Below are 11,766 nucleotides of genomic sequence, written 5' to 3' on the forward strand. Positions count from 1 at the left end.
CTTCAATATTATTGTAAACAAACGCTTCTTGGTGGCAGTTATCGGCAATATCTTGAAGTGACCAGTCGATGTTATCAGGTTGATAAAGGTAAACAGTGTCTGCCTTCGCTAATGAAGCCGCTAAGGTCTCTTTGTGAACACCACGCTTCATCGTCGCTGAACGCGGCTCTAATACGGCAATGATTTTTTGTTCACCCACTTTATTACGTAAACCATCCAAAGTGAGTTCAATCGCGGTTGGATGATGGGCAAAATCATCATAAACAGACACTCCACCAACGACGCCTTTCAGCTCCAACCTGCGCTTAGTATTAATGAACGCCCCGAGCGCTTCACACGCTAAATCAGGGGTGACTCCTACATGTCTTGCCGCAGAAATAGCCATTAAAGCATTTTCAACGTTGTGATCACCCACTAAATTCCAAGTCACTCGCCCAACACATTTGTCATACAAATAAATATCAAATATTGAACCGTCTTTTTTGACCTTTTCAGCACGCCAATCGCCGTCTGAACCTGTAAATTCAGTCTCACTCCAACAACCTCGAGAGAGTACATCATCAATATTTGTATTATTTTTAGGTGATAAAATCCGTCCATTACTCGGCACCGTTCTGACCAAATGATGAAATTGACGCTTAATCGCTTCAAGATCATCAAAAATGTCAGCATGATCGAACTCAAGGTTATTCATAACTAACGTTCGTGGGCGATAGTGAACAAACTTGGAACGTTTATCAAAAAAAGCACTGTCGTATTCATCAGCCTCAACAATAAAAAACATGCTCTCGCCGAGTCGTGCAGAAATTCCGAAGTTCCCAAGCACTCCTCCGACTAAGAAACCAGGATTGTAACCACACGATTCTAATATCCACGCCAGCATGCTTGATGTCGTTGTTTTTCCATGAGTTCCTGATACCGCCATCACCCAACGATCATGAAGTAGAAATTCTTGCAACCATTGCGGTCCAGAGGTGTAGCGAAGATTACTGTCTAACACTCGTTCAACACAAGGATTGCCTCGGCTCATCGCATTGCCAATCACGACGAGGTCAGGCTTAGAGTCGAGCTGAGACGGATCAAACCCTTCAATAATTTCAATACCTTGAGACTCTAATAATGTGCTCATTGGGGGGTAAACATTGGCATCAGAGCCCGTGACTTTGTGCCCAAGCTGGCGAGCTAATACGGCTGCGCCGCCCATGAATGTGCCACAAATGCCCAAGATATGAATATGCATACAAGCTGCCTTACGAGAGAAATTTTGGTTAAGAAACTCATTATCTCTATTTCTTTACTAAATGAAAGTGAGATTGCAAATCGCTGACAAACGACAAATGATTTGAGATCTCAATCGGTTACTTCATTACCATAAATAAGATCTAACGCTTACACTATCTTTAATGTGATTGCATAAAGCCCAATCAAGAGGCAATCGTTTTCGCACACGCCCCCACACTCATAATTGTTAAGGATATTCCATGTCTGAAATGCGCACCCTTGGCGAGTTCATTGTTTCAAAACAATCGGACTTCCCCCACGCTAGCGGTGATCTTTCATCTCTTATCTCTTCGATTAGACTTGCTGCAAAGATCGTAAACAGAGAAATCAACAAAGCTGGTTTAGTCGATATTACTGGTGCTGTCGGTACTGATAACATTCAAGGTGAAGAACAACAGAAACTCGACCTATACGCCAATGAAAAGTTTAAGGCTGCACTCGAAGCACGAGACCAAGTTTGTGGTGTCGCGAGTGAAGAAGAAGACGAAGCGGTTGCGTTCAATAAAGAACTCAACAAAAACGCCAAGTATGTTGTACTAATGGACCCATTAGACGGCTCTTCTAACATCGATGTGAATGTTTCTGTTGGTACTATTTTTTCTATTTACCGACGAGTATCCCCTGTTGGCACACCACCAACACAGGAAGACTTCCTTCAACCAGGTAATAAGCAAGTTGCCGCGGGTTATGTCGTTTATGGCTCATCAACAATGCTGGTTTACACCACGGGTAACGGAGTCAACGGCTTCACTTATGATCCATCTATTGGCACTTTCTGTCTTTCTCACCCAGATATGATGACGCCCGACGAAGGTAAAATTTACTCTATCAACGAAGGAAACTACATTCGTTTTCCGACAGGGGTAAAAAAGTACATTAAATACTGCCAAGAAAATGTGCCGGAAGATGGTCGTCCATATACGTCACGATATATTGGTTCACTGGTTTCAGACTTCCACCGTAACTTGCTGAAAGGTGGTATCTACCTGTACCCAAGCACCCAAAGCCACCCGAACGGTAAACTGCGCTTGTTGTACGAATGCAACCCAATGGCATTTATCATTGAACAAGCAGGGGGGTCAGCATCAGACGGTGTGAATCGCATCATGGATCTAAAACCAACTGAGTTACACCAACGCGTGCCTTTCTTTACAGGCTCTAAAAGCATGGTTGAAAAAGTTGAAGAGTTCATTGAAAAGAACCAAGACTGACCATCGATAAAAATTAAAGGTAAGCGATGAGTACGTTCGCTTACCTTACTTCCTTTCACTCAATAATCACCTGCCAACATTTCCACCGCCCTCTTTGCCCTTCTTAAGCCTCTCTCTCACCTACCACAACCCCAGCCCCAACACATTCATCCCAAATGATGAAAACAGCGATATTTTTCAATTCTAAATCTACCAACTAGACTTACATAGCTTACTAATCATTCCTTAGAGGAGCTCGAAATGAGTCTAAAAACCGTTCCTGCTGGCATATCTCTGCCTGACGATATTTATGTCATTATCGAAATTCCTGCGAACGCAGATCCTATCAAGTACGAAGTCGACAAAGACACGGGCGCCGTTTTCGTTGACCGCTTTATGTCCGCACCCATGTTTTACCCATGTAATTACGGCTACATCAATGACACATTGTCTTTAGATGGTGACCCTGTTGACGTGCTCGTCCCCACCCCATTTCCATTGATTCCAGGGTCAGTGATTCGCTGCCGCCCTGTTGGGGTGTTAAAGATGAGTGATGAGTCAGGAGAGGATGCCAAGGTCTTTGCCGTCCCTCACTCTAAGCTTTCAACCGAGTATGAACATATTCAAAACGTTGGGGATATACCGCCACTGATGAAGGCTCAAATTACGCATTTTTTTGAGCGTTATAAAGAGTTGGAAAGTGGGAAGTGGGTCAAGGTAGAGGGGTGGGAAGACATCGAAGCCGCTAAAGAAGAAATCATGCTTTCATATCAGCGCGCCAAATAACATCAGAACGCGCGCAAAACAGCCACACTAACATGACAAAAGAGGCGTCTTGCGAACAATCAAGCTGCCTCTAATTACTGTGCCTAGCTCGCGAATACAACCTAAAAAATGTTCCCTGATTCTAAGCCAGCGTTATAGTCTTGACGAAACCATACATCGACATCATCACAGATACCGCGATAAGGTTTCCCAGCCACGCCGAGCATACGAGCATCTTGCGAGCAGTACTCTGTCTTACCGTCACCGTAACCTTGCTCATAAGCCATATAAAGCTCGTCATTAAGAACACCGTTCAAGTCTTGTTTGGTCAACCTATCTTGTGAATCTTGCCAATGGCCTTCTAAGCCACGCTGTTTCCCATACTCTGCCCAATCATTTGCTGCCATTGAAGTTGGCGTAGACACTTGCGCACAACCAACAGCAAACAAAGCGATCAGTAAAAATAGATATTTCATTGTTTCTTCCTCTATCAGATGAAGTTCAATACGTTAGATGAGAGTCAATCATCATCTAACATTAGCAGACCTGCTCATCATGCCTTTTCTTTCAAATGTACGTTTGAATATAAGAAAGCGATCATTCGAATTCAAACTGGTAGAGCAGGTCAACCGCATTGTCGACACCAGACAACACCTCGACGTAGAGATCCGTCATTAAGCGGTAACGCACTGTAAATTCAGCAACAGAATCAAAGATTCCAACACCATATTTTACCTGCAATCCTGGCAATACATAACCACTCACCGTCACCTGAGATTCGTCACCCGATCCTGCCGTATCTAATTGTAAATCCTGAACACCAAATGCCTCGCCTATTTCACCCACGACCTTACCGCTCTTCGCGAGACTGAGCCCAATCAGAGTCGTCGTCATTGCATTACCGCCAGTCTCGGCATCAATATCTTGGCCTCGTAACAAATAAGAAAGCGCATTGGCTTGAGGCATCGATGGCTCTGAGTAAATAGTAATGGTCGGCTCATCGGCAGGGCCATCAACACGCACACCGGCGACCACATCATCTCGTGTATTATCTGGATTTCGAATGGCGTTAATAGACACATAAGGTTGGTCTACAGGCCCATTCATCAAGATCTTACCTTCATCAATGATCAAGTCTTGACCAAAAGAGCGGTACGAGCCATCAACGATATTGATCTCACCAAGAATGATTGGCCCTTTATCCCGTTGGGACACATTCAGCTGTCCAACAAGGTTCCCCTCCAACCCAAAAGCAGACAGGGTAAATTCATCACCAATCGTGATTTTAACATCTGTTTCCAACGCAAATACGCGGTTGCTTGCGTCATCAATGGGCTCTAGGTATTGATCCAATAATATTTGATCCTTCGAAATACCAATTGCATTCGGTGGCAATTCTTCCACGACAATTTGCCCCCATGGAAGATCAATCGATCCTGAGATTTTAGCCAAATCTGGGGCTAGATTAATGGTCATATCTGGCGTTACTTTGACTTTCAACATAGGTGGTTGGCTAATGAGAAGCTCTTTTGCAAACACTCGAATGTTGCTGCTCCATTTTTCCAAATCTGCCCAATCGGCATCCCCCTCGATATTGAGTGGGCCATCAGGCGTCGTTATACTTGCTTGTAAGTTCGCTTTGGTGCCAGAAAATTGAGTGACCACTTGCCCACTATTGATGTCTATCGGTGAAACCTCGCCCAATAACAGCAAGTTATCAATACGCAGATCACCAGTCACATCCGGTTTTTTCAAATCCCCGCTCAGCGACAATTGCGAATTAACCAGTGCATCAAATCGGCTAAACTCACCAATTAATGGCGATAAAAATGCAAGTCCTATCTCCGATATACGGACATTACCTTGCATCCCACTCTCCAACTGGTAAACGCTCGGCAACATAATATCCCCAGATAACTCACCGTTATCTGCCACATCGAGTAGCCAGCTCGCTTCTAATCGGTCATTGGCCAGTGTTGCGTCTAGCTTAATAGCATCCCAGCCGACTACCAACGGTGCCTCAGGCATTGTGGATACTTGGCCAGACGGAATCGTTAACGCAACGGTCACTTCAGGTTTGCTGTTAGGTGCCCACTTGGCTTTAGCCTGCGCATTCACTTCACCACCCACCTCCGTTCCTTCTGGTATAAAGGCGGCTAACTGGTCAAAGTTGAATTGATTGATGGACAACTGAGCTTCGCCCGCTTCCCCGACCATCGTATCTTGGTCTAAGCAAATTGAAGAGCTATCTTGCAACCAACAATGCGCTTCAACAAAGGCACTCTGCTCGTTGACGTCGACACTGACTTTCGTCGGTTGATCTAAATTCCATTGCCCTTGCTGTGACTCCAGAAGCAATCTTTCTAAGCTTCCCGCCCAATCCAATGCGGGCTTTTGTTGGAGAGATCCGCTAATCGCCAGGCTAGTCGATGCAATATCGGATATGACATCAAGCGCCAGCGAATGTTCGTCAAGAGAGCCTTTTAACTTTAGTTCAACCGAGTCAACACTGTTCTCTTGGTAAATAATTGAAGTGGCTTGTAAAGTCAGATTAGCATTAACATCAGGAAGCGGTAGAACATCACCAGAGATCATCACATTCTGAATGCTGGCCTCATCACGCCAGTCTAGATCACGACCAGTGAGTTCGAGCCTAATTTGTGGTTCAGAAAGCTTTCCTTTCAATGAAACATCCCCTACAACCACGCCCGCCACTTCCGGTACCGACTTCGATAAATCAGAAAGAGCGAGGTTAAGGTTCATATCCCAGTTCTGACTTAGCTCACCTTCGGCTTTGACTGAGTTTGGACCATGCGCTAATACAAGGCCTGGTGTTTGAATATAGAATTCACCTTCGCCTTGTTCATCAGATGCCACTATAGATCCGCTCACATTGAGTGGGTAATCTCTTAAAATACCATCAATATCGATAACAGAGGTGTTCGTTGCCCAGCCGCCGGCTTCCGTTAGCGAGCCTGCCGTTTCGATATCCCCACTGATATTGCCTTCCGCTTCTGGCCAGTACAATCCAGGCTGAATTTGATCCAGATTTAGCTTTCCACTCCAATTGATGGGTGCACTCCAATTAGCAAACACTTGACCCCGAATGGTGCCACCAAGCGTTGCCAACGCAAGTTCAGTAATATCTATCTGCTCTACATTGCCTTTACCTTCTAACTCAATACTGAGGTCCGGAAAGCTTGTTCCTTGGATGTCACTATCTAATTTGATGTGGTAGCTTTCCAGGCTTCCAGAGCTAGACAAACTCTCGACGGCAACCTTGTAATCGGCTGTTCCAGAAAGTGGCCATTGGGCACGAGCATCCTTGATCACCACCTGGTATGGAAAGGTCGGTTCTAAAGGCTTGAGCTGCCCATCAATCTCAGCTTCAACGAGGCCACTAAGGCGACTCTTTATTGACAGGTCGGCAACACTCCCGGCAGCCGACAAAGAAAGCATCTGTCCATTCGCTTGGGCGTGGGTAACACGTGCAGAGAGTTCTGCATTCAGTGGGTAATCTCCAACCAGTTTTACATCGGCGACTAAATCAGCCTCAACCTCTGGCATCGTAAGCTCAAGCGCTTGAATATCTATCAGGGAGCCCTTGGCTTCCGCTTCGAAACCGAGATGATTAACAATGATGTGTGACGCTTGCTCTAGTTTGAATTCCTGTACATCAAAGCGTTCGACAATTAATGAAAGCGGCATGCTAAAGGAAGGCAATTGAATCGGCTCTTGCGTCGTCTTATTTTCTGACGAGCTAGCGGCTGAATCTTCGTTTGAACCCGTCGTATCATCGGGCGTATTCGACGACGCTAAGGTCAGAGAGCTCTCTCTCCATAGCGTCGGCATTAAACGCAACTGATTATTTTGAAACCTTATCCCCGAATTTAAACTCTGCCACTGAATCTTGTTACCCAATATATCTAGGTCAATATTCGACAGTCGAATTTGCCTCACCGTTATAGGGATTGGGGTGGATATTTTTAATGGCTTAGTCTCGGGTTTTGTAGGAGTCGCCGCCTCTTCTGACTCAGGTAGTTGCGGCATTGAAAAGGTAAGCCCGTCAGCCGCAAGATCATTAATGCAAATGGACGGCTCTAAAAAACAACTAGGGTTAACCGCCAGTGTTATAGAGTTCGCGACGACATCAATAAAAAGGTCTTCATCTTTGAAGCTTAGATTGTGGAGCGTAAAGCGAGGAAAAATAGCGCCTTGTGTACTCTCGACTTGAAGTTGTGGCAGCGCTTTTTGCGCGCCCCATAGCGCCATATTTAGCCCTGCATTGGTGTAGAGAAGACCAATAACCAGAGCCATTATAAGAACGACTAGCGAGATAAGTCCGGCGGAGAGCCATTTCGTCCATTTAAATACTACGTTTATCATCCAGCGTTCTTCATCGTCAGAGCGTTACAGTTTTGAGTGGTTTCAATCATAAATCAGGGCCTAGTGTGAAGTGGATTTTGTATTCGTCATCCCCTTCATCTGCATCCAATGCTTTAGCCAGATCAAGACGGATTGGCCCGACTGGGGAGGCCCAACGGATGCCAACACCCGCGCCGGCCTTAAAATCTGGCGTTTCGTTAAAAGCACTACCGTAGTCATAGAAAGTCGCCACCCACCAATTACCCACCAAACGGTACTGATATTCTAATGACGTCGTCGCCAGATATTTACCACCGGTTAATGCGTTACTTTCATCCCGCGGAGAAATCGATTCGTAACCATAACCACGTAAATTGTTATCACCACCCGCAAAGAACAAAAGTGACGGTGATAGCTTCTCGAATTCTTCCGTAAAGTTAGCGCCGCCGTCAAAGCGGAATAACCCTCGATGATTCTCCCCAATGCCTCGGATCCATGACGTACCACCAACAATTCGAACCACTCTCGTTTCAGAAAGGAGCGTTGGGTCACCATATTCAAACGTGATGCTTTGGCGATCTCCCCACATCGGCATTGAGCCACCTTTGCTGCGAGTTCGCGAAAAAGACACCCCAGGCAGTACGAAATGACCCACATCATCTTGCAAACCTTGCTCATAGTTTTCAAGCAAATAACGTACACGTACCGTTTGATGCCAGCCACTATCCAGTAACCAGTGTCTCCCAACAGATAGGTTCGACTCCAAGCTGTTGGTGTCTCGACTGTCCACTTTTTTCATCCCATATTGAATTTGATAATACTCATTCAAGGCATCTGCCAGTGGGATTTTGTAACCTGCCACAACGCTTTGCTCTGGGACAGAAAGTGAGATGCTGCTGTTAAAGCTATGCCCCCTGTCGTTTACCCAAGGCTTTTTCCACTTTAAAGAGCCACGAATTCCCACATCGGTCGAGTAACCCAAACCCGTTTCAAGTTGATTTCTGGACTGAGGGGCCAGTGATACTTTCATTGGAAGCGTTGGATCACTCGATAATTCCGTTAAATCAGGCTCAACAAACACGGATGAAAACCAATCGGTATTCGAAAGGTTCTGGTTATATTCTCCGACCTTAGAAATCAGATAAGGTTCACCCTCTTCATAAGGGCGCAATGATTGCACGCGCTCTTCTCGTATCTGACTTCCTGCTATTGAGGTCGGGCCAAAACGATAACGAATCCCACTGTCATAATGAAGATGAACGATGGCTTGATTTAAGCTAGGCACAATTTCTAAGCTGCTTTTGAGAAAGTCGCCCTTGAAATACCCTTTTTGCAAAGCCATATTGCGAATAGAAGATTTAAGCGAATCATACTGACCATGATTTATGGGTTGATCAAGAGCCAGTCCACTGTTTGCCAGTAATTGTGTAAAGGAAGGATCGTTGTGTGCCTCGCCATTGATCACAATATCTAGCTCTTTGATCAGTACCGGTTCGCCTGCATCTATATGTACTTTTAGTTCGGAGTCCTCAACCACCTCAAAGCGAATTTCTGGGCTGTAGTAGCCCAAGGCATTGAGTGCTTCGGTCATGTTTCGTTCTAATCTAGACTGGAATCGGAGCGATATTTCATAATCGGTTTCAGGAATCGATAATAGATAAGCATCGACATTGTCTCGCAATGCCCCTTCTAAACCCAGAATACTTAAATCAACTTCGTCAGCAACGACAAAACCTGATAAGCCAAGGCTCAAGATTAATACTGGAAAATGCTTAGTTATCATGCTTAATTGATATGAACCACAAATGAAAATGACGGCAAACAAAAATAATACCTAGATTACTTCGGTTAGTCTTTAGCTATTCAAATAATTAGCACGATTAATTCACCTCCACTTACTAATTAGGTCTCATATATCATGAATTCAGATACACGCAGCGCTAAACAAATAATGGTCTCACCAGAAAACGCACTGATCGGCCGTGAGACGGCTATAGCACCGCCTGCACTGCATTATGTTTATCAAACCCCAATCACCGAGGAGTTATCGGGTGATCAGCAGAAAATTATTTTCGGGATGGGTTGCTTTTGGGGCGCAGAGCGACTGTTTTGGTCATTGGAGGGCGTGCTAAGCACTAGCGTGGGATACTCGGGTGGGTTTACCAAGAACCCAACCTACGATGAGGTATGCTCAGCGCAAACCGGACACACAGAAGTCGTCAGTGTTATTTATGATCCTTCCATTATTTCACTGAATACACTGCTTAATGAGTTTTGGGAACGACACGATCCAACTCAAGGTATGCAGCAAGGCAACGATACGGGGACTCAATATCGCTCTGCGATTTACATCACGAGTGAAGCGCAAGAATCCATCGTTTTAGCGTCTCGACAACAGTACCAATCGCTACTCAACAATGAAAATAAAGGTCAGATAACAACGGAGATCTTACCCGCAGGGCGCTACTACTACGCAGAAGAATACCACCAACAATATCTAGCTAAAAACCCTAATGGGTACTGTGGTTTGGGTGGCACTGGCGTTTGTTTTGTTAAGTAATCTAGGCATGGTATAGAGCAAATAATCTACACAGTTCACGACTTAGTGGTTTGTTTTTCTCGCTTTTTCTTCATTGGGTATATACTTTTTTCGCTCAATCAAAAGGAAAACAATAATGAAAAATAAATCACTTCTTACCTTACTGCTGGCGTGCTCTCCGCTCATCGCTAGTGCTCACAACCTCTCTTTAGGAGAGTCTGTTCTCGATGTTGAAGTCAAAAAACATGGGGAAATCGCGCTCAATGAAGGTGAAACTAGCTTTCAACCTTGGAACAATCAATCCATGCTTGGCAAGGTTCGAGTTATTCAAGCAATTGCAGGCCGTGGCAGTTCAAAAGAGCTCAATGCACCGCTGATGGCCGCCATTACAGCAGCAAAATTTCCAGAAGAGTCCTACCAAACGACGACCATTATTAACCAAGATGATGCGATGTGGGGAACGGGCTCAATTGTGAAATCAAAAGCAGAGAATAGTAAAAAAGAGTTTCCGTGGTCTTCTATGGTTCTCGATGCGGATGGTACAGTTGCTAGCGCTTGGGGGCTAGAGGAAGAATCTTCAGCCATTATCGTTCAAGACAAGCAAGGTAAAGTACTGTTCGTTAAAGAAGGCGCGTTGAGTGATTCAGAAGTCGAATCCGTGCTTACTCTAGTTCGTGAACAATTATAGACCTTAGAAAATCTATGCATTGAACGGGCAGGATTCCCATTTTCATCATAGCGATAGCATCACTGCTGTCGCTTTTTTATTCTCATTGAACAATGACTTTTGACGTGATTATCAGGAAACTTGATGCTTTCTGAACATTTTTCACTGACATTCTCTCACTCAATATTGTTATACTATAACATTGGAATACTACTGGACCGCTCACTCTGCCATGAATCAGCCGATCACAACCGCACAACGACTGATCTCACTAAGTTTCTTAGTCGGGGTTTTGTGGCTGAACTTTGCCTATGTTGAGCATCAATATGATTTCCACCTTGATCATCATAGCGAACACCAGTGCCAACTATTCTCAGCAATGGGACACGGCCTTTCACAGTCTCTGCCCGAATGGCTTAGTTCAGCAACCTCTGAGGGGGTTGTTCTCCTCTATACTACCATTAAGTTTTCCGCACCTTTCTACGCTTATTTAGCACGCTCTCCACCTGAGCAGTTAATCTTTGAACACTAAAGTATTATTTTTATTTTCAAGTATTAAGGATTAGATCCATGCAAATTAAGACACCTCTTGCTGTTAGTATCGGCTTACTTTTGAGCTTTCCAACTTTAGCTGAAAGCACGTATCGTCAACACGATGCTCACGTTCACGGACATGTCGAGTTTAACATCGCTCAAGATGGCGATGAGCTTCTTATCGAAGTCACAGCGCCAGGTGCTGATGTAGTAGGGTTCGAGCATCAACCTCAAAATGACCAACAGAAAGAGACACTAGCGAATGCAATAAAAACATTGGAAGACGCTAACAATATCTTCACGTTAAACGCCTCAGCCAATTGCCATGTCGAGTTCAAATCTGTGACTCACACTCTAGATGAGGGTGCTCATGAGGAACATGACCATGACAAGCATGATCATGATAACCATGACCACGACAAGCA

General features: G+C 44.8%; 10 protein-coding genes. 6 read left to right on the plus strand and 4 right to left on the minus strand.

Annotated features, from left to right (window positions below; genetic code table 11):
* On the minus strand, positions 1 to 1,240 hold a 1,240-nt coding region (mpl, locus tag BCU12_RS07030), incomplete at its 3' end, for a UDP-N-acetylmuramate:L-alanyl-gamma-D-glutamyl-meso-diaminopimelate ligase (RefSeq protein ID WP_102403638.1).
* Between the two features lie 241 nt (positions 1,241 to 1,481).
* Between mpl and fbp the strand changes: the two genes are divergently transcribed.
* A complete protein-coding gene (gene fbp / locus BCU12_RS07035; RefSeq protein ID WP_102403639.1) occupies positions 1,482 to 2,492 on the plus strand; it encodes a class 1 fructose-bisphosphatase in 1,011 nt (336 codons plus the stop codon).
* Between the two features lie 240 nt (positions 2,493 to 2,732).
* Positions 2,733 to 3,257: an inorganic diphosphatase gene (ppa, locus tag BCU12_RS07040; protein ID WP_102403640.1), complete on the plus strand. Its 525-nt coding sequence runs from the start codon at positions 2,733 to 2,735 to the stop codon at positions 3,255 to 3,257.
* Positions 3,258 to 3,358: 101 nt separating this feature from the next.
* Here ppa and BCU12_RS07045 read toward each other — a convergent pair whose 3' ends face one another.
* The 3 genes from BCU12_RS07045 to BCU12_RS07055 form a co-directional block, all read right to left on the minus strand.
* The gene (locus tag BCU12_RS07045) at positions 3,359 to 3,712 is read right to left on the minus strand and encodes a DUF2799 domain-containing protein (protein WP_102403641.1); all 354 of its coding nucleotides are present in this window, start codon (positions 3,710 to 3,712) and stop codon (positions 3,359 to 3,361) included.
* A 121-nt stretch (positions 3,713 to 3,833) separates the two neighbouring features.
* Positions 3,834 to 7,622, minus strand: coding sequence for a translocation/assembly module TamB domain-containing protein (locus BCU12_RS07050; protein WP_102403642.1), 3,789 nt, complete (start codon positions 7,620 to 7,622; stop codon positions 3,834 to 3,836).
* A 46-nt stretch (positions 7,623 to 7,668) separates the two neighbouring features.
* Complete coding sequence (locus tag BCU12_RS07055) at positions 7,669 to 9,384, minus strand: autotransporter assembly complex family protein (RefSeq protein WP_102403646.1); 1,716 nt, start codon at positions 9,382 to 9,384, stop codon at positions 7,669 to 7,671.
* 135 nt (positions 9,385 to 9,519) lie between these two features.
* On the opposite strand from BCU12_RS07055, the gene msrA reads away from it, so the two are divergent.
* From msrA to BCU12_RS07075, 4 genes are all read left to right on the plus strand, one after another.
* Positions 9,520 to 10,161, plus strand: coding sequence for a peptide-methionine (S)-S-oxide reductase MsrA (gene msrA, locus BCU12_RS07060; RefSeq protein ID WP_102403643.1), 642 nt, complete (start codon positions 9,520 to 9,522; stop codon positions 10,159 to 10,161).
* Positions 10,162 to 10,276: 115 nt separating this feature from the next.
* Positions 10,277 to 10,828: a YtfJ family protein gene (locus BCU12_RS07065; protein ID WP_102403644.1), complete on the plus strand. Its 552-nt coding sequence runs from the start codon at positions 10,277 to 10,279 to the stop codon at positions 10,826 to 10,828.
* 211 nt (positions 10,829 to 11,039) lie between these two features.
* Entirely contained in the window at positions 11,040 to 11,339 is a 300-nt protein-coding gene (locus tag BCU12_RS07070; protein WP_102403645.1) for a DUF2607 family protein, read from the plus strand.
* Between the two features lie 38 nt (positions 11,340 to 11,377).
* On the plus strand, positions 11,378 to 11,766 hold a 389-nt coding region (locus BCU12_RS07075), incomplete at its 3' end, for a DUF2796 domain-containing protein (RefSeq protein WP_133153824.1).

This window comes from Vibrio sp. 10N.261.55.A7, from assembly GCF_002877365.1.
In the GTDB taxonomy this organism is placed as follows: domain Bacteria; phylum Pseudomonadota; class Gammaproteobacteria; order Enterobacterales; family Vibrionaceae; genus Vibrio.

Coding starts and splice junctions, on each gene's coding strand:
- BCU12_RS07045 (WP_102403641.1), bottom strand. CDS start 3,712: ATGAAATATCTATTTTTACTGATCGCTTTGTTTGCTGTTGGTTGTGCG.
- BCU12_RS07050 (WP_102403642.1), bottom strand. CDS start 7,622: ATGATAAACGTAGTATTTAAATGGACGAAATGGCTCTCCGCCGGACTT.
- msrA (WP_102403643.1), top strand. CDS start 9,520: ATGAATTCAGATACACGCAGCGCTAAACAAATAATGGTCTCACCAGAA.
- BCU12_RS07065 (WP_102403644.1), top strand. CDS start 10,277: ATGAAAAATAAATCACTTCTTACCTTACTGCTGGCGTGCTCTCCGCTC.
- ppa (WP_102403640.1), top strand. CDS start 2,733: ATGAGTCTAAAAACCGTTCCTGCTGGCATATCTCTGCCTGACGATATT.
- fbp (WP_102403639.1), top strand. CDS start 1,482: ATGTCTGAAATGCGCACCCTTGGCGAGTTCATTGTTTCAAAACAATCG.
- BCU12_RS07055 (WP_102403646.1), bottom strand. CDS start 9,384: ATGATAACTAAGCATTTTCCAGTATTAATCTTGAGCCTTGGCTTATCA.
- BCU12_RS07070 (WP_102403645.1), top strand. CDS start 11,040: ATGAATCAGCCGATCACAACCGCACAACGACTGATCTCACTAAGTTTC.